The organism is Pseudomonas sp. AIG (assembly GCF_977020205.1).
In genome coordinates, this window is the sequence record NZ_CDROCK010000002.1 from 220,900 (window position 1) to 239,081 (window position 18,182).

Genomic DNA, 18,182 nt, shown 5'->3' on the forward strand with positions numbered 1-18,182 from the left:
CAACGGTGAACTGCTTTTGACTTCGTGCAGAACATTTTCGATTCGGTGCAACGCAACGCAATCGATACTGTCAAGATGCCCTAGCGGCGGTAACTGCAGAGGTCTAGTATGAGCCGCACTCACGTCAGCCAGGAGGTAAACCATGTCGGCCACCAAGAAGCCTGTAAATACTCCGTTGCACTTACTCCAACAACTCTCGGGCAGCTTGCTCGAGCATCTGGAAAACGCTTGCTCCCAAGCCTTGGCTGATGCTGAAAAACTGCTCGCCAAACTGGAAAAGCAACGCGGCAAGGCGCAAGAAAAACTGCACAAATCCCGCACCAAATTGCAGGACGCAGCTGCCGCCGGCAAAGCCAAGGCACAGACCAAAGCCAAGGGCGCTGTGAAAGAACTCGAAGACCTGCTCGATGCCTTGAAGGAGCGTCAGTCCGACACTCGCAGCTACATTCTGCAACTCAAGCGCGATGCCCAGGAAAGCCTGAAACTGGCCCAGGGCGTGGGTCGCGTTCAAGAAGCCGTGGGCAAAGTGTTGTCCTCGCGTGCAGCCAAACCGGCAGCGGCACCGGCGAAGAAAGCGGCTGCCAAACCTGCTGCAGCCAAGGCTCCAGCGAAAACTGCAGCGGCCAAGCCTGCGGCAAAAGCTGCTGCTAAAACTACCGCCAAGCCTGCTGCAAAAGCACCGGTGAAAGCACCGGTGAAAGCCGCTGCAAAACCAGCTGCCAAAGCTGCGGCAAAACCTGCAGTGAAAAAACCGGCTGCAGCGAGCGCAGCAAAACCAGCGGCTAAAACCACTGCGGCCAAACCAGCTGCCCGCACTGCCGCTGCTAAACCAGCTAGCCGTGCCGCCGCTGCCAAACCGGCTGCTGCCAAAGTTGCTCCGGCGAAAACCGCAGCCGCTAAACCTGCTGCCAAAGCTGTCGCAAAACCAGCGGCAAAACCTGCTGCTCGTACTGCCACTGCTAAACCCGCTGCCAAGACTGCCGCCAAACCTGCGGCAAAAGCGCCAGCTAAAGCTGCTGCCAAACCGGCTGCAAAACCAGCCGTGAAAGCCGCCGCCAAACCGGCAGCCAAGCCAGCCGCGAAACCGGCCGTTGCTGCTAAACCTGCGACTGCTGCCGCCAAGCCTGCTGCTGCAAAACCCGCCGCCAAGCCAGCGGCAAAACCAGCCGTTAAAAAGCCAGCCGCTGCCAAACCAGCTGCCGCCAAACCGGCTACTGCTCCAGCTGCCAAGCCTGCCGCACCGGCCACTTCGGCTGCGCCAGCTGCACCGGCACCTGCCGCTACCACCTCGACCCCTTCGACTGCGCCATCGCCAGCCACTGCGTCGAGCGCCAGCAACAACCCGACCAGCGCTTCCTAAGTGCCGGTTGCCGCGACGCGCAGCACTTGCAGCGCGTCGCGGTTCGGGCTGGCCGCCGTGCCGGCCAATCCCTCCAGCCAGGTTGTTGAACCTGCATCGTTTCGCAGCCACTCCTGCGCCACACCCTCAAGCCGTGACAGCAACGCTCGCTCAGCCTCAAGCTCGAGTGATTTGATTTGCTCGCGCATGCCTTTCAACACCGCGTCATCCACCGCCCGTGCTTTCCATTGCATGCGCAGTGAGCGCAGTGGCTGCACCACCTCGGTATCCCAAGGCTCGGTCAGTGCCTGAAGCACACTCACGCGTTGTTCATCGCACGTCACCCCGCGTTGTTCCAGCCATAAGCCGCACAACAGCAGGCACACGTTCGCGCCCGCCGTTTGCAGTTGCAGGCAGGCATCTTCCACGCCCGGTCGGGCATAGGTGGCAAGGGAAAAGCTCCACAGGTCAGAGGACATCGTGCTACTCGCGCCAGTTGTGAGCGAAGCTGGTAGACTCCGCCGCCATTATGATCCGACTTCAGAACCTGACTTTACAGCGTGGCCCGCAACGTCTGCTAGAAGACGCCGAGCTGACCCTGCACGCCGGCCACAAAGCCGGCCTCATCGGTGCCAACGGCGCCGGCAAATCGAGCCTGTTCGCCTTGATTCGGGGTGAGCTGCACCCCGACTCGGGTGATTGCTTCTTGCCGGCCGACTGGCGCATCGCCCACATGCGCCAGGAGATCGAGACGCTCGAGCGTCTGGCCGTCGACTATGTGCTCGATGGCGACCTGCGTCTACGCGAGGTGCAACGTGACCTCGCCGCTGCCGAAGCGGCGCACGACGGTGCCGCTCAGGCCCGCCTGCACTCGGAACTCGACAGCGCCGACGGTTACACCGCCGATGCGCGAGCGCGCAAGCTGCTCGCCGGTCTCGGTTTCACCAACGAGCAGATGGATCGTCAGGTCGGGGATTTCTCCGGCGGTTGGCGCATGCGTCTGAACCTGGCGCAAGCCTTGATGTGCCCCTCGGACTTGTTGCTGCTCGACGAACCGACCAACCACTTGGATCTCGACGCCATCATCTGGCTCGAGGAGTGGCTGAAAAGCTACCCGGGCACCTTGCTGCTGATTTCCCACGACCGCGATTTCCTCGACGAAGTCGTCGATCACGTCGCGCATGTCGATCAGCGCAAAATCACCCTCTATCGCGGCGGCTATACCGCATTCGAACGCGCCCGTGCCGAACGTCTGGCCCAGCAGCAACAGGCCTACGAGAAGCAGCAGGCGCAACGTGCGCACATGGAAAGCTACATCGCCCGCTTCAAGGCGCAAGCGACCAAGGCCCGTCAGGCGCAGAGCCGGATCAAGGCGCTGGAGCGGATGGAAGAGCTGTCGGCGGCCCACGTTGATTCGCCGTTCGATTTCGTCTTCCGCGAGTCGAGCAAGATCTCCAGCCCGCTGATCGACCTGTCCGATGCGAGCCTGGGTTATGGCGACAAAACCATCCTCGAGAAGGTCAAGCTGCAACTGACCCCGGGTGCGCGGATCGGCCTGCTCGGGCCGAACGGCGCGGGTAAATCGACGCTGATCAAGAACCTTGCCGGCGAGCTGTCACCGATCGCCGGGCGCCTGACCCGTGGCGAGAACACCGTGGTCGGCTATTTCGCTCAGCATCAACTCGACTCGCTGGATTCCAAGGCCAGCCCGTTGCTGCACATGCAGCGTCTGGCGCCGAGCGAACGCGAGCAGACCCTGCGTGATTTCCTCGGTGGTTTCGACTTCCGGGGTGCGCGCATTGATGAGCCGGTGCTGAATTTCTCCGGTGGCGAAAAGGCGCGTCTGGCTTTGGCGTTGATCGCCTGGGAACGCCCGAACCTGCTGCTGCTCGACGAACCGACCAACCACCTCGACCTGGAAATGCGCCTGGCGCTGACCATGGCGCTGCAGGAATTCAGCGGCGCGGTGCTGGTGGTGTCTCACGATCGTCACTTGCTCAAGAGCACCACCGACAACTTCTACCTGGTCGCTGATGGCAAGGTCGAAGAGTTCGATGGCGACCTCGAAGACTACGCGCGCTGGCTGGTGGAGTACCGCCAGCGTAACGCGCCGGTCAGTAACACCCCGGTGAATCCGGACAAGACCGACAAAAAGGCCCAGCGTCAGGCTGCTGCTGCATTGCGTCAGCAACTGGCCCCGCACAAGCGTGAAGCCGACAAGCTCGAAGCCGAGTTGGGCAAGCTTCACGAGAAACTGGCCAAGGTCGACGCCAGCCTCGGCGACAGCGACATCTACGAGCCGGCGCGCAAGAACGAATTGCGTGATCTGCTCGCCGAACAGGCCAAACTGAAGGTTCGCGAAGGCGAGCTGGAAGAGGCGTGGATGGAAGCCCTCGAGGTGCTGGAAAGCATGCAGGCGGAGCTGGAGGCGCTGTCCTGATGGAAGCGTTCAAGCTGCCGCTGCCGGCGGTGTGGGTCGAGCCGATCTGGTTTACGGTGCAGATTCTGCTGATTCTGCTGGCCGGTTACCTCACTCAGGGCTTCGTTGCCAAAGGCCTGACCCGACTGGGTGAGCGCTATCCGTTTCCGCCGCAGTTGCTGATGCCGCTGCGGGGCGTGTTGCGCTGGCTGATCATGGGCAGTGCGCTGATCTTTGTACTGGAGCGCCTCGGTGTCTCGGCCACTGTTTTGTGGACGGCGCTGTCGGGGTTCGTCGCGGTGGCGGCGGTGGCGTTTTTTGCGATGTGGAGCGTGCTGTCGAACCTGCTCTGCGCGATTCTGATCTTCACGGTCGGGCCGTTTCGGCTGGGGGATATCGTTGAACTGGTCGATACCACCGACAAGCCCGGCGTCAAAGGCAGGGTGGTGGCGATCAATCTGCTTTACACCACGTTGATCGAGGCTGAAGAACTCGGAACTGGTAGCGCGATGGTGCAGGTGCCGAACAGCTTGTTTTTCCAGCGCTCGGTGCGGCGTTGGCGCGGTACGGATGTGTTTCCGTCGAGCGGTTTCGAGAAGTAGATTCTGCGGCGTCTGTTCTGACGCCTTCGCGAGCAAGCTCGCTCCCACATTTGATCGCGGTCTACTGTGGGAGCGAGCTTGCTCGCGAAGGGGCCCTCAGCAGCACCTGCAACATTCAGCAAAAAATCGGTAGTCATCCATTCAAACCCGCATTAGCTTAGGCATTTGTCACGAGCATGAGTCGAGGTGTGCGATGGAGCTTCAAACATGGCTGGCGTTTTTTGCCGCCTGCTGGGTGATCAGTCTGTCCCCGGGTGCTGGCGCCATTGCGTCGATGTCCAGCGGTCTGCAATACGGTTTCTGGCGCGGTTACTGGAACGCCCTCGGCCTGCAGATTGGTCTGGCGGTGCAGATCGCGATTGTCGGCGCCGGTGTTGGCGCAATCCTCACCGCTTCGGCCACGGCCTTCCACGCGATCAAATGGTTCGGTGTCGCTTACCTCGTGTATCTGGCCATCAAGCAGTGGCGCGCGCTGCCCATGGACATGAGCGATGACGCGGCGGTACGGCCGATCGGCAAACCGCTGGCGCTGGTGTTCCGTGGCTTTCTGGTGAACATCAGCAACCCCAAGGCCTTGGTGTTCATGCTCGCGGTGCTGCCGCAGTTCATCAACCCGCATGCACCGTTGCTGATTCAGTATGTGGTGATTGGTGTGACGATGGTCTGCGTGGACCTGATCGTCATGGCGGGCTACACCGGTCTGGCCTCGAAGGTATTGCGTCTGTTGCGCACACCGCAGCAGCAGAAGCGCATGAACCGCACGTTTGCCGGGCTGTTCATCGGTGCGGCGGCGTTTATGGCGACGTTGCGCAAAGCGGCGGCGTAAAGCGCGTAGCCACAAAAAAGGCGACCTTTGCAGGTCGCCTTTATTGTGGCTGGGACGCAGAGCGTCCCGGGATGCATTCCCACGCGGAGCATGGGAATGATCAGGGGCCAGTCATCAGTGCAGGATCACCGGCGCAGTATCACGCGGCAGATTGTTGCGCTGCGGTGCTTCGCGCGGCTGCTCGTAACCGCCGCCACCGAGCTGCATGCTCAGTTGCCCGGCCACATCCTCACCCAGCGCCTTCGACACATCACGTACCACCCGAGGGCGGTTCAGCGAGATCTTGATGTCGCGGTGGTTCACCAGTTTGGTGTCCTGCGCTTCGCCCATCGCCGTGAAGGCTGAGGTGATCTCGAAGGTCTTGGTGTTGATCAGGCTGAAGTCGGCCACCAATGTCAGGCCCAGCACCGCCGAATAGCTGTCGGTATTCGCCAGCTCGTTGACGTCCTGGGTGAAATCGATGTCCGACACGGTGCCGAACAGCACATAGTCGGCGCCTTTGAAGTTGCCGGCCTTGATGCGTTTGATCACGTCGTAGACGTCACCCTTGGACGAGGCGGTGTACGGCGTGCCCTGCACCAGCTGGAACATGCCGGTGCGCAGGATTTCACCCTTGATGTCGCCGGTGAATTTGCGCAACTCGCCTTGCTCGATGTAGCTGGTGCTCGCTTCGATCTCGTTGTAGCTCGACGAGCCGCTGGAGCTGTAGTAACCCTCGCGATGATTGCTCTGGGCCGAAACGATGTGGATGTATTGCTCCACACGTTCCTGGTACGCCAGATCCGTCACCGCGACTTTCGGGGCCGCTTGCACGCTGAACGCACAAGCCAGGGCCATCATGCCAATCCATGCGCGCATCAATTAACGCTCCGTGGTTTTGCGGATCTCTTTTTCGTCCATCCACTCGGCCAGACCGCTTTCAACGTCGATCAGTTGCAGGCTGAATTTGTAGAAGACGTCCTTGTAGTCGCTGCTGCGCTTGACGATCGAGCTGATCGAGCCTTCGATGCGGTACTTGGCGGCAACCATGTTGCCGGTCTTGGCCACGGTGCTCTTCTTGTACAGGCCGCTCTGGTTTTGCAGCTTGAGCTGGTCAACCTGGCTCTGCATCGCGTTGTTGTCGCTGGCGAAACGCGCAACACCGGTCTTCATCAGCTGAGTCTTGATGCTGGTGGTGATTTCGCGGGTGTCGATGTACTCGCTGGTCTTGTTCTTCACGTCGTAGACCTGAACCACCGGACGGCCCTGCAGAATGCCGGACTGGGCCAGCGAGCGGGTCATCGACTCGGCGATCATTTGCAGGTCGGTCGAACCGAATTCGTTGGTCACGGTTTCAACCGCTTTGGTGTCGCCGTAGCTGATGTTCTTGCTGCCCAGGGTCGGCGAAGTATTGGCGCAACCGGAGGCCAGCAGGGCGATAACGGCGATGCAGGAAAAGCGTGCAAACATGGGAATGCTCTCTAAAACAGGAATAGGGTGGCAGGCTTACGGCGTCTTGATTTCCAGACGGAAGTCCACAGCTTTCGGAGTCGGGGCGATACCCTGAATGAAGCTGGTCTGGGCGCCGTACATCATTTGGCTTTTCCACACTTCTTCTTCGGCAATCGGGAAGCCTTCCGCGCCGAGCCAAGCGAAGCGGTAGTAGAAAATCTTGTTGCTGTTGAGGGTGTTGCTCAACTGCACATTGACCGTCATGAAGCCGTTTTCGCGGGCGACGCGCATGGCGCCGACGACGATGTGTTTCTGCGGACCCATGGCCACGACTTTGCTCGCGGCGCTGCCCGGCTCTGGCGGTGGCGGGGTGGCGCAGCCGCTCGCCAGCAAGGCGAGGGCGGCGACGGCGATGAGTTTGAAGCGCATGCAAAGACTCCGTTCTTAAGGTTGTTTGAGGCTGGCGACGTTGGTCGCGCTGGCGCTCGGGATGACGTGTGCGGCGAGGCCACCGGCGAACACCTGGTTGCCCACGGCGCGCAGGGTGATCACTTGATATCGCTGATCGACAGTGACCTTGACTACCGAACCGCCCACGGCGCTCGGCAGGGTAACCTGATGCTCACCCTTTTTCAGACGCAGACGCACCACTTGGGTGTTGTCCGGCAGGGTGCGCCACGTACGGGTATCGGCACCTTCGAGCACAGCTGAAGAGATACCGACGGCGAGGCCGGCCAGCGGGTTGGTTTCGTTGATCTTCTTCTGCGCTACACCTTTGGTGATTGCACGGACGGTGGTGCGCAGAATGATCCCCGGCATGTCGTCACGCAGGGCGCGGCGGGACATGGCGGTGGTGCTGTTCAGCGCGGTCAGATCGACCTGCTGACCGTCGACACCGATCTGTGCGAACGGCGCGGTGGAGGTGTCCGGTTTGATGATCGGAAACGACAGCGGCGTGATCACCACGTTGTTGGAGATCGGCAATGGCAACGGTACGCGGATCGAGTCGCGGGCCGGCGCCAGACCGCTTTGCACCACGATCAGGATGTCGCTGTCGTCGGACTTGCTTGGCTTGTCGAGATTGACCAGCGCCTGCTCCAGCAGCGGCGTGTTCGGGCGCAGTTCGGCAGCCTTGCGGTAGCCCGGTGCAGCCAGGCCTTTCTCGCCCAACGCTTCATAGACGAAACCGGACAGATAATGGCTGAACGCACTCTGGTAGCTGTTTTTCAGGCCAACCACTTCCGGCGCGTCGAGACTGGCGACTGGATAACCCTGCAGATCTTTGTACTGGGTCTTGATGCCTTCTTTCTCGGCCTCTTCCTCGCTCTTGAGGTATTCCTTGTCGCGCAGGTCGGCAATCACCGCTTCACGTTCGTGAGTTTTCTTGATCGCAGTGCGTGCACCGTCAAAGTCATTGACCGCCAGCAGGTTCAGGGCCATCTGCGTGGTCAGCATGACTTTTTCGTAGTCGTAGCCTTCGTAGCGACGCACTTTGTCATTGACGATGAAGCTGCCGAACTGGGCCAGGTACTTACCGGTGTCGAGCTTGACCGAATCTTCCCACTGACCCACCACTACATCGGCGCTGGTCCAGGCGTTCTGGCTGCCGGAGAGGTCGCCCTTGGCGCGCAGCAACTCACCTTTCTCGAAGTAATAGAGCAGGTCTTTGTCCGGGCCGGTGTTGTTCTTTTCCAGCAGGGTCAGCGCGGCGTCGACGTTGCCGGTGGCCAGTTGCTGGTTGGTCTGTGCCAGTTCGGAATCGTAGTTGCGAAACGCCGAACAGCCGGACAGCAGAGTGACGGCGCTGAGCGCGATCAGAGTGGGGGCGCGGAATGCCATGGGGGTACTTCTTCCCTGGAGTAATACAGCCGCGGATGCTGGTCGGGCTGGTGTGACCCATCGGCAGTGGCGCTGGCCTCCTGCCAATTCCTCATAACCAGAGGAGCTTTAATGCCGTTTCGCGATAGCGAGGGCGCGGCATTATAAGCGGGTGGTGATGGCTATGTAATAGCTTTTTAATTGCACTGGTTAGTTAGGTGCCATTACTTGTTTCGAACGGGTTACTTTGTCTGGTAAAGGCGTTGCAGGCGCAACGAAGGCCGACCCGACGTAATAGGTCTGATCCCGGAACACGCGCAAATTGAGTATCTGATGATCTTGATCGACACGTAAGGTCAGGGGATGGCCCGGCGGGTAGATGGGCACGTCGATCGTGTGCAGGCCCTTTTTCAGGCGCAGACGAGTGACGAGCGTTTTGTCAGGCAGGGCGCGCCAGGTGCGTGTATCGGCCTCCTCGAAAGGATCCTTGTTTGTCACCACCAGCGAGGCCTTGGCCGGGTTGCGATCGTTTTCCTGGGCCTGGCCGATCGCGGCCATATTGGCGCGGAACATGGCGCGCGAGATGATTTCAGGCATGTCATCGCGCAGTGTTCGCATGGCCATGTCGGTCACGCTGTTGATGACTGTCAGTGGCTGTTTACGGCCATCAATGCTCAGGTGACTGAACGTCGGGGTGACGGCATCCGGAATCATCACCGGAAAGGATATCGGCGCGACGATCACCAGACTTTCGTTCAGTTGCACCGGAATCGGCACTTGAACCGAGTTGCGCGCCGGTGCCAGCCCGCTTTGCACAATGATCAGAACGTCACTTTCATCGGCTTTCGCTACAGGCTTGTCGAGGTTACGCAGAGCTTTCTGCAGAAACGGCATGTCCGGGCGCAATTCGATCGCCTGACGATAGCCCGGCGCCGCGAGGTCCCGCTCACCCAGAGCTTCGTAGGTGAACCCGGCCAGGTAGTGGCTGAACGCACTCTGGTAGCCGTTCTTCAGTTCGAGCACTTGTGGCGCATCGAGTATGGCCACCGGATAACCTTGCAGATCTTTGTAGCGCAGGGTGATGCCCTGGGACTTGGCCTCTGCCTCCGCCGCTTCGTATTGCAATTCGCGTTGCCGGGCGATCAGTCCTTCGCGTTCATGGGTCTTCTTGATATCGGCGCGAGCACCATCGAAATCGTTGACGGATAACTGATTGAGGGCCATTTGCGTGGTCAACATGACCTTCTCGTAGTCATAGCCTTCGTAGCGCAGCAGCTTGTCGTTGACGAGCATGGTGCCCATTTCATTGCCGAACCGGGACAGCAGCTTCATGGCGCCGGATGGGTTGGCCTCTTCGCGCTGGAAGATCATCCGGTCAGCACTGCGCCACGCTTGCTGACTTTCGGGCAGAGCGCTGCCAGCGCTGAGGATGGCGCCTGTTTCCAGGTAATACAGCAGATCCTTGTCTTCCCACGGGTTGTGCATCTCGACCAGTGCCAGTGCGCCGGTGAGGTTGCCCTTGGTCATCTCGTCGGTGGTTTGCTGCATTTCCTGATCGTAATTGCGGTAAGCCGCGCAACCGTTCAAAAAAACAGCAGTGGCGAGCACGACGAACAACGGGATGATCCGCATAAACGGTGTGTTTCCTTGAGCCGGAATGTTGAAGGCGTGCGCAGTATAGTGACGGATGCTGGCCAGTGGCTGCGAGTCAGGTTCGGGGTCGGTGCGCGCCGATCGAAGACCCTGTCCCTGAGGCAATCCTCGGCGATTTTTCGGTGTTCGTCTGCCGGGCTATTCCGCCCGATCAAAGCGAAACACCGACAAAGCTTGAGAGAAAAGTCCGCGGAGTGAACAATATGTAACTCCGTATTTCCCCTGAGACTTCTTCATGACTGCCTCGTCCCGAATTCTGGCCTGGCTGGTGTTCCCGTTGTGTGCCTTGAGCAGCGTCAATCTGCTGGCCGATACCGTGGAAGGCGCACCGCAAGCGCTGCACCTGCTCGATTACATCAGCGCTGACTACCCGCCGACGGTCGAGGCGGGAAATGTCGTCGATGACGCCGAATACCGCGAGCAACTGGAATTTACCCAGGCGCTGCAAGGGCTGATCGCTGGCATGCCGGCCAAGTCGGAAAAGGCTGCGCTGGAGCAGGGCGTTGAAGCCCTGCACGCGGCGATCAGCGCGAAACAGGATGGCGGCGAAGTGGCCCGTCAAGCGCGGCAACTGGGCGCGCAACTGGCGGTGGCCTATGAAGTCAGCCAGGCACCGATCATCACCCCCGATCCCACCCGAGGTGCGCCGCTCTATGCGCAGAATTGCTCGGTGTGCCACGGCGACAGCGGTGCCGGTGACGGCCCGGCCGGGCTCGGCATGACCCCGGCACCGGCCAATCTGCGTGACGCCGCGCGGTTGGATCACCTGAGTCTGTATGCGATCTACAACACCCTCGGCCAAGGCGTTGAAGGCACCGACATGCCGGCGTTTGCCGATCAGCTCGACGACCGTCAGCGCTGGGATCTGGCGACTTACATTGCCGGCTTCAGCGCCGATCCGGCGGCGGCCAAGTCCGAGAAGACCTACAACATCGCCGACCTGGCACGCCAGACCCCGGCCGAAGTGCAGGCTGCCGACGGCCCGCAAGCGTCGGCGACCTTCCGTGCGCAACGCGCGCAGCCGCCGCAGGTCAAGCGAGGCCCGGCGCAGTTGCTCGACTACACCGCTGCAACCCTGGACAAGAGCCTTGCCGCCTACCGCGCCGGCGAACACGATCAGGCCTACGACCTGTCGGTCGCGGCCTATCTGGAAGGCTTCGAACTGGTCGAAAGCTCGCTGGATAACGTCGACGCCAACGTGCGCAAAGACACCGAAAAATCCTTGATGGCTTATCGTCAATCGTTGCAGGACGGTTTGCCGGTCGAGCAGGCCGAGCAGCGTCTGGAGGCGGCCAAAGCGAAATTGAAAGAGTCCGCTGGTTTACTCGGCAGCGACGGCCTGAGCTGGTCGCTGAGCTACATTTCCGGCCTGCTGATTCTGCTGCGTGAAGGTCTGGAAGCGATTCTGGTGCTGGCGGCGATTCTTGCCTTTCTGCGTAACACCGGCCAGCAATCGGCTGTGCGCAGCGTCAACGTCGGTTGGGGCCTGGCACTGCTGGCCGGCCTCGGCACCTGGGCGCTGGCGGCGTACGTCATCGACGTCAGCGGCTCGCAGCGTGAACTGCTGGAAGGCGCGACGGCGCTGTTCGCCAGTGTCATGGTCCTGTGGCTCGGCGTGTGGATGCATGACCGTCGGCACGCAGCGGCCTGGCAGGATTACATCAAGAGCAGTCTGGTCGGTGGTGGCGGACGTTTCGGCTTCGCGATTCTGGCGTTCTTCTCGGTGTATCGCGAGTTGTTCGAAGTGATCCTGTTCTACGAAACCCTGTGGTTGCAGGCGGGCCCGGCCGGGCATGACGCGGTGCTCGCCGGCGGTGCGACAGCACTGGTGCTGCTGTTCGGTCTGGCGTGGGTGATCCTGCGCGGTTCGGCGAAACTGCCGCTGACATTGTTCTTCAGCATCAACGCGGCGCTGTTGTGCGCGCTGTCGGTGGTGTTTGCCGGGCATGGCGTGAAGGCGTTGCAGGAAGCCGGGATCTTCGGCACGCGGCCGGTGGCGTTCTTTGAATTCGACTGGTTGGGGATTCATGCCGATGCGTATTCGTTGACGGCGCAGACGGTGGCGATTCTGGCGATTGTTGTGTTGTATGGGCGTAGTTGGGTGGCGGAGAAGCGGCGGGTTTCGCCTGCTTGATTGAGTGCTCCCTTAAAAGATCGCAGCCTTCGGCAGCTCCTACATAGGTTCGTGTATACCTGTAGGCGCTGCCGCAGGCTGCGATCTTTTGCTTTATGAGGTAAACAAAATGCGTGTATGGATCGATGCCGATGCCTGCCCACGGGCGGCGAAGGATCTGGTGGTGAAGTTCGCGCTCAAGCGCCAGTTCGAAGTGGTGCTGGTGGCCGGGCAGCCGCAGATCAAGCCCGGGCTGGCCATCGTCAAACTGATCGTGGTGCCGAGCGGCCCGGATGCGGCGGACGATTATCTGGTCGAGCACGCGGTACCCGGTGAACTGGTGATTTGCAGCGATATCCCGCTGGCTGATCGTTTGGTGAAGAAGGGTGTGGCGGCGCTGGATCCGCGCGGCAAGGAGTTCGATGCGCAGAACATGGGCGAGCGCCTGGCCGTGCGCAACCTGTTCACCGATCTGCGCGAGCAAGGCCAGATGAGCGGCGGGCCCGCACCGTTTGGCGATCGCGAGAAGCAGGCGTTCGCCAATGCGCTGGACCGGATCCTCACGCGCCTGACCCGCAAGTCTTAAGCCCTACACAAATCCCCTGTGGGAGCGAGCCTGCTCGCGAATGCGTTGTATCAGACAACATAGAGTTGAATGACACACCGCCTTCGCGAGCAGGCTCGCTCCCACATTGGGTTTTGTGTACTGCGGGGAATCAGGCGTCGTTTTCGTGGGTCAGTTCGAGGACGCGATCCACGAGCTTGTTGATCCCCGAAGCCGCCTCACTGATGTTCTGCGCCAGCATGTAAGCCGGGGTCGTCACCAGTTTGCGCGCCTTGTCTTCGATGATTTCCGTCACCGCACAGTCTTCGTGAGTGGCGCCCATCTTGTTCATCGCTGTGGCGGTGTCGGCGTCGTTGCCGATGGTGCAGGTCACGCCCGGGCCGTAGATCTTCGCTGCGAGTGCCGGCGAGATGCACATCAGACCGACCGGTTTGCCCGCTTCGGCAAATGCCTCGGCCAGCGCCAGCACTTCAGGCTGCACGCTGCAGCCGGCGCCTTCGACGGCGAAGTTCGAGAGGTTCTTCGCCGCACCGAAACCACCCGGCACGATCAGCGCATCGAAGTCGTCGACGTCGGCGTCGCGGATATCCTTGATATTGCCGCGGGCAATGCGCGCCGATTCCACCAGGACGTTGCGCGACTCGGGCATTTCTTCGCCGGTCAGGTGGTTGATCACGTGCAATTGCGCGATGTTCGGGGCGAAGCACTGGACCTGGGCGCCGCGTTGGTCGAGGCGCAGCAGGGTGATCACGCTTTCATGGATTTCGGCGCCGTCGTACACGCCACTGCCGGACAGGATCACTGCAACTTTTTTGCTCATGGGTTTCTCTCCAGATTCATGGCGCTAAATGTCCACTAAATTGTCGCGCGTTGCCATAGGCTCAAGTGGCGGTTGCACCTGCATGGAGCGCTTTTTACATGGATCGCAACAACGGCGGGGTGTTCATTATTTGGGATGTCTGTTGCGTGGCGAGCGGTTGTTTTTTGGCGTGAGAACACCGCTGACGAGCGGGAGTCCGCCAGCGCAGAGGGGATAAATGACTGAAAGAGGCGGCCAGCCCGCTCAGTGCCGGCGGGCTGTAGCAAGTCGCCAGCGCGTTACTCCGCTGGCGTCTTCGGTTCGGCAGGCTTGGGTTCTTCGGCCTGATTCAGCAGTGCAGCTTTCGCGGCTTGCTCGTCAGCGTACACCTGCTTGGCCAGCCGCGCATTCTTGAAGCGGCGGCGCAACCACAGGCCAACGCCAAGAATCAGCAGCGCACCGAGTACCCACAACTCGTACTTCTTGATGCTGCCAAGCATGCCTTCCAGCACCGCACCGAAGTGGTAAGCGGCGGCGGCCAGCGCGGTCGCCCAGATCGCTGCACCGATACCGTTGAGCAGCAGATAACGTCCCGGCGGATACCCCGACAGGCCGATCGCCACCGGCATCACCGTGCGCAGACCGTAAACGAAACGGAAACTCAGCACCCAGATGTCCGGATGCTTGCGAATATGCTCCAGCGCGCGGTCGCCCATCAGCTGCCAGCGCGGTTTGCGCGCGAGCAATTTTCGCCCGTGCTTGCGGCCGAGGAAGTACCACAGCTGATCGCCGGCATAGCTGCCGAAGAACGCCACGACCACCACCAGGTTGATGTCCATGTATCCACGGAACGCGAGGAAGCCCGCGAGCACCAGAATGGTTTCGCCTTCGAAAAACGTGCCGAGGAACAAGGCAAAGTAGCCAAAGTCATGCAGAAATTGTTGGAGCATTGTCTGGGTGCTGGCGAAATGAACGCGCAGCCTAACCCTTCGGACACATTCATGAAAGTGTCCAAATGTGTCTCGACGTGAACAATTCCTACACTGAGAATGGAATGCGGCTACGCGTCACAGGTCTCACACAACTGTCATCTGTTGGTCATAATGGCCGTCTATAACTGTCACGCTCGCCCGTTTGCGCGGGCTCAGGAGTCCGCCGTGAGCTTTACCTCAGCCAACCGTTTGTTCCCCGCCACGCGCCTGCGCCGCAATCGCCGTGATGATTTTTCGCGTCGGCTGGTGCGGGAAAATGTGCTGACGGTCGATGACCTGATCCTGCCGGTGTTCGTGCTTGACGGTGAAAACCGCCGCGAAGCCGTGGCCTCGATGCCCGGGGTAGAGCGGTTGACAATCGATCTGCTGCTGGAAGAAGCGGCCAAGTGGGTCGAGCTGGGGATTCCGGCGCTGGCGCTGTTCCCGGTCACTCCAGCCGAATTGAAATCCCTCGACGCCGCCGAAGCCTGGAATCCTCAAGGCATCGCCCAGCGCGCCACTCGCGCCTTGCGTGAGCGCTTCCCGGAACTCGGCGTGATCACCGATGTGGCGCTTGATCCGTTCACCACTCACGGTCAGGACGGCATCCTCGACGAAGAAGGCTACGTACAGAACGACATCACCGTCGACGCACTGGTGCGCCAAGCCCTGTCCCATGCCGAAGCCGGCGCTCAGGTCGTCGCGCCATCGGACATGATGGACGGTCGCATTCAAGCGATTCGCGAAGCGCTGGAAATCGCCGGTCACGTCAATGTGCGGATCATGGCCTACTCGGCCAAGTACGCCAGCGCCTATTACGGCCCGTTCCGCGACGCCGTGGGTTCAGCCTCGAACCTCGGCAAGGCAAACAAAGCCTCTTATCAGATGGACCCGGCCAACAGCGACGAAGCGCTGCACGAAGTGGGTGCGGACTTGTCTGAAGGCGCGGACATGGTCATGGTCAAGCCGGGCATGCCCTACCTGGACATTCTTTTCCGGGTAAAAGATGCCTTCAAAGTGCCGACCTTCGTCTATCAGGTTAGCGGCGAATACGCCATGCACATGGCGGCGATCCAGAATGGCTGGTTGAGCGAGGCGGTGATTCTTGAATCACTGACCGCCTTTAAACGTGCCGGCGCTGATGGCATCCTGACTTACTTTGCTGTCCGCGCCGCTCAATTGTTACGAGAGCAGAAATAGCCCTCCCAGGAACATTCAATGAATACCGAAGGACTCACGGAAGTTGCAGTAAAAGAAGCTCAACCGGTGGTCGAGCAAATCACCGAAACCCCGCCGGAGCTGGAGCCTGCGCCACCCGCGCCAGTCACCGAACCTGTCGCGGCGGCGCCAGTGATTGCGATACCGGGCCTGGATGACAGCAGCCTGTACATCCACCGTGAGCTTTCGCAACTGCAATTCAATATCCGCGTGCTGGAACAGGCGCTGGACGAGTCCTATCCGCTGCTGGAGCGCTTGAAGTTCCTGCTGATCTTCTCCAGCAACCTCGATGAATTCTTTGAAATCCGCGTCGCCGGCCTGAAGAAGCAAATCACCTTCGCCCGTGAACAGGCGGGTGCTGACGGCTTGCAGCCGCATCAAGCGCTGGCGCGGATCAGCGAGTTGGTGCACGGTCACGTTGATCGCCAGTACGCGATCCTCAACGACATTCTGTTGCCGGAGCTGGAGAAGCACCAAGTGCGCTTCATCCGTCGCCGGCACTGGACAACCAAGATCAAAACCTGGGTGCGCCGCTACTTCCGCGACGAGATCGCGCCGATCATCACCCCGATCGGCCTCGACCCGACGCACCCGTTCCCGCTGCTGGTGAACAAGAGTCTGAACTTCATCGTTGAACTGGAAGGCATCGACGCCTTTGGTCGCGACTCCGGTCTGGCGATCATCCCGGCACCGCGTCTGCTGCCACGGATCATCAAGGTGCCGGAAGAAGTCGGCGGCCCGGGCGACAACTATGTGTTCCTGTCGTCGATGATCCACGCCCACGCCGATGACCTGTTCCAGGGCATGAAGGTTAAAGGTTGTTACCAGTTCCGTCTGACCCGAAACGCCGACCTGGCGCTCGATTCCGAAGATGTAGAAGACCTGGCCCGCGCGCTGCGTGGCGAGTTGTTCTCGCGTCGCTACGGTGATGCGGTGCGTCTGGAAGTCGCTGACACCTGCCCGAAACACCTCTCGGACTACCTGCTCAAGCAGTTCAACCTGAGCGAGAGCGAGCTGTACCAGGTCAACGGCCCGGTCAACCTGACGCGGCTGTTCAGCATCACCGGCCTGGACAGTCATCCGGAGCTGCAATACACGCCGTTCACCCCGCAGATCCCGAAACTGCTACAGAACAGCGAAAACATTTTCAGCGTGGTCAGCAAGCAGGACATCTTGCTGCTGCACCCGTTCGAGTCGTTCACCCCGGTGGTCGACCTGCTGCGTCAAGCCGCGAAAGACCCGCACGTACTCGCTGTGCGCCAGACCCTGTACCGCTCGGGCGCCAACTCCGAGATCGTCGATGCGCTGGTGGACGCCGCGCGTAACGGCAAGGAAGTCACGGCGGTCATCGAGCTGCGTGCGCGGTTCGACGAAGAGTCCAACCTGCAACTGGCCAGCCGTCTGCAAGCGGCCGGTGCGGTGGTGATCTACGGCGTGGTCGGCTTCAAGACCCACGCCAAGATGATGCTGATCCTGCGTCGCGAAGCCGGCGAGATCGTCCGCTACGCGCACCTCGGCACCGGCAACTACCACGCCGGCAACGCCAAGCTGTACACCGACTACAGCTTGCTGACTTCCGACGACGCCTTGTGCGAAGACGTCGGCAAACTGTTCAGCCAGTTGATCGGCATGGGTAAAACCCTGCGCATGAAGAAGCTGCTGCATGCGCCGTTCACCCTGAAGAAGGGCATGCTCGACATGATTGCCCGCGAGACCCAGTTCGCCGTCGAAGGCAAACCGGCGCACATCATCGCCAAGTTCAACTCGCTGACCGATCCGAAGATCATCCGCGCGCTGTACAAGGCCAGCCAGTCCGGCGTGCGCATCGATCTGGTGGTGCGCGGCATGTGCTGCCTGCGTCCGGGCATCGCCGGGGTTTCGCACAACATCCATGTACGCTCGATCATCGGCCGCTTCCTTGAGCATACGCGGGTGTTCTACTTCCTCAATGGCGGCGACGAGCAGATGTTCCTCTCCAGTGCCGACTGGATGGAGCGCAACCTCGACAAGCGCGTCGAGACTTGCTTCCCGGTCGAAGGCAAGAAACTGCTGACCCGGGTGAAGAAAGAGCTGGAGCTGTACCTGACCGACAACACCCACAGCTGGAGCCTGCAGTCGGATGGTCGTTACATTCGCAACACGCCGACTGGCAATCAGAACCCGAGGAGTGCGCAGGCGACGTTGCTGGAGCGGTTGGGTAGTCCGATATTGCCGGTGAGCAGCTAAAGCCAAGAGCAAGAGCCCCTCACCCTAGCCCTCTCCCGGAGGGAGAGGGGACTGACCGAGGTGACTTTTCGAGCTACGCCGACCTGAACTTTCGAGTCGAACTCAGGTTTTGAACAGCATGCGGTCGGCTCCCTTTCCCCTCTACCACTTGGGGGAGAGGGTTGGGGTGAGGGGGATCGATCTTAGTCACATCCCCTGAACC

The 18,182-nt window shown here is 60.6% G+C and carries 16 protein-coding genes; 8 read left to right on the forward strand and 8 right to left on the reverse strand.

What is annotated here, in order from left to right:
- Positions 1-142 precede the first annotated feature (142 nt).
- Positions 143-1,360, forward strand: a complete 1,218-nt coding sequence (locus ACWR1S_RS02495; RefSeq protein WP_454562313.1) for an AlgP family protein — start codon at positions 143-145, stop codon at positions 1,358-1,360.
- On the opposite strand, the gene ACWR1S_RS02500 is transcribed toward ACWR1S_RS02495, so the two are convergent.
- Positions 1,357-1,818, reverse strand: a complete 462-nt coding sequence (locus tag ACWR1S_RS02500; RefSeq protein WP_454562314.1) for a TIGR02444 family protein — start codon at positions 1,816-1,818, stop codon at positions 1,357-1,359. The genes ACWR1S_RS02495 and ACWR1S_RS02500 overlap by 4 nt on opposite strands.
- Before the next feature lie 50 nt (positions 1,819-1,868).
- Here ACWR1S_RS02500 and ACWR1S_RS02505 point away from each other — a divergent pair, with 50 nt between their 5' ends.
- The 3 genes from ACWR1S_RS02505 to rhtB all read left to right on the forward strand — a co-directional run bounded on the left by ACWR1S_RS02505 (position 1,869) and on the right by rhtB (position 5,186).
- Positions 1,869-3,779, forward strand: coding sequence for an ATP-binding cassette domain-containing protein (locus ACWR1S_RS02505; RefSeq protein ID WP_160059858.1), 1,911 nt, complete (start codon positions 1,869-1,871; stop codon positions 3,777-3,779).
- A complete protein-coding gene (locus tag ACWR1S_RS02510; protein WP_454562315.1) occupies positions 3,779-4,360 on the forward strand; it encodes a mechanosensitive ion channel domain-containing protein in 582 nt (193 codons plus the stop codon). The genes ACWR1S_RS02505 and ACWR1S_RS02510 overlap by 1 nt, the downstream gene beginning before the upstream one ends.
- A 193-nt stretch (positions 4,361-4,553) precedes the next feature.
- A complete protein-coding gene (gene rhtB / locus ACWR1S_RS02515; protein WP_034152015.1) occupies positions 4,554-5,186 on the forward strand; it encodes a homoserine/homoserine lactone efflux protein in 633 nt (210 codons plus the stop codon).
- Between the two features lie 114 nt (positions 5,187-5,300).
- Here the strand turns inward: rhtB and ACWR1S_RS02520 are convergent, their stop codons facing one another.
- From ACWR1S_RS02520 to ACWR1S_RS02540, 5 genes are all read right to left on the reverse strand, one after another.
- Positions 5,301-6,044 carry a penicillin-binding protein activator LpoB gene (locus ACWR1S_RS02520; RefSeq protein WP_454562316.1) on the reverse strand — a complete coding sequence of 248 codons (744 nt, stop codon included), beginning with the start codon at positions 6,042-6,044 and terminating at the stop codon, positions 5,301-5,303.
- A 3-nt stretch (positions 6,045-6,047) separates the two neighbouring features.
- Entirely contained in the window at positions 6,048-6,635 is a 588-nt protein-coding gene (gene lpoB / locus ACWR1S_RS02525) for a penicillin-binding protein activator LpoB (protein ID WP_016772610.1), read from the reverse strand.
- Positions 6,636-6,671: 36 nt separating this feature from the next.
- Positions 6,672-7,046, reverse strand: coding sequence for a YcfL family protein (locus tag ACWR1S_RS02530; RefSeq protein ID WP_007911131.1), 375 nt, complete (start codon positions 7,044-7,046; stop codon positions 6,672-6,674).
- Positions 7,047-7,061: 15 nt separating this feature from the next.
- A complete protein-coding gene (locus tag ACWR1S_RS02535; RefSeq protein WP_454562317.1) occupies positions 7,062-8,456 on the reverse strand; it encodes a COG3014 family protein in 1,395 nt (464 codons plus the stop codon).
- A 189-nt stretch (positions 8,457-8,645) separates the two neighbouring features.
- The gene (locus ACWR1S_RS02540; RefSeq protein WP_454562318.1) at positions 8,646-10,067 is read right to left on the reverse strand and encodes a COG3014 family protein; all 1,422 of its coding nucleotides are present in this window, start codon (positions 10,065-10,067) and stop codon (positions 8,646-8,648) included.
- A 256-nt stretch (positions 10,068-10,323) separates the two neighbouring features.
- Here ACWR1S_RS02540 and ACWR1S_RS02545 point away from each other — a divergent pair, with 256 nt between their 5' ends.
- Together ACWR1S_RS02545 and ACWR1S_RS02550 are read left to right on the forward strand one after the other, a co-directional pair.
- Positions 10,324-12,222 carry an FTR1 family protein gene (locus tag ACWR1S_RS02545; RefSeq protein ID WP_454562319.1) on the forward strand — a complete coding sequence of 633 codons (1,899 nt, stop codon included), beginning with the start codon at positions 10,324-10,326 and terminating at the stop codon, positions 12,220-12,222.
- A gap of 109 nt (positions 12,223-12,331) precedes the next feature.
- On the forward strand, positions 12,332-12,787 hold the full coding sequence (locus ACWR1S_RS02550; protein ID WP_454562320.1) for a YaiI/YqxD family protein: 456 nt from the start codon (positions 12,332-12,334) through the stop codon (positions 12,785-12,787).
- A 130-nt stretch (positions 12,788-12,917) separates the two neighbouring features.
- Here the strand turns inward: ACWR1S_RS02550 and elbB are convergent, their stop codons facing one another.
- Positions 12,918-13,586, reverse strand: a complete 669-nt coding sequence (elbB, locus tag ACWR1S_RS02555) for an isoprenoid biosynthesis glyoxalase ElbB (RefSeq protein WP_368967794.1) — start codon at positions 13,584-13,586, stop codon at positions 12,918-12,920.
- A gap of 278 nt (positions 13,587-13,864) precedes the next feature.
- Positions 13,865-14,515, reverse strand: coding sequence for a DedA family protein (locus ACWR1S_RS02560; protein ID WP_277759788.1), 651 nt, complete (start codon positions 14,513-14,515; stop codon positions 13,865-13,867).
- A gap of 207 nt (positions 14,516-14,722) precedes the next feature.
- Between ACWR1S_RS02560 and hemB the strand changes: the two genes are divergently transcribed.
- Both hemB and ppk1 read left to right on the forward strand, forming a co-directional pair.
- Positions 14,723-15,736 carry a porphobilinogen synthase gene (hemB, locus tag ACWR1S_RS02565; protein WP_034152006.1) on the forward strand — a complete coding sequence of 338 codons (1,014 nt, stop codon included), beginning with the start codon at positions 14,723-14,725 and terminating at the stop codon, positions 15,734-15,736.
- An 18-nt stretch (positions 15,737-15,754) separates the two neighbouring features.
- Entirely contained in the window at positions 15,755-17,980 is a 2,226-nt protein-coding gene (gene ppk1, locus ACWR1S_RS02570) for a polyphosphate kinase 1 (protein WP_454562321.1), read from the forward strand.
- Positions 17,981-18,182: the final 202 nt, after the last annotated feature.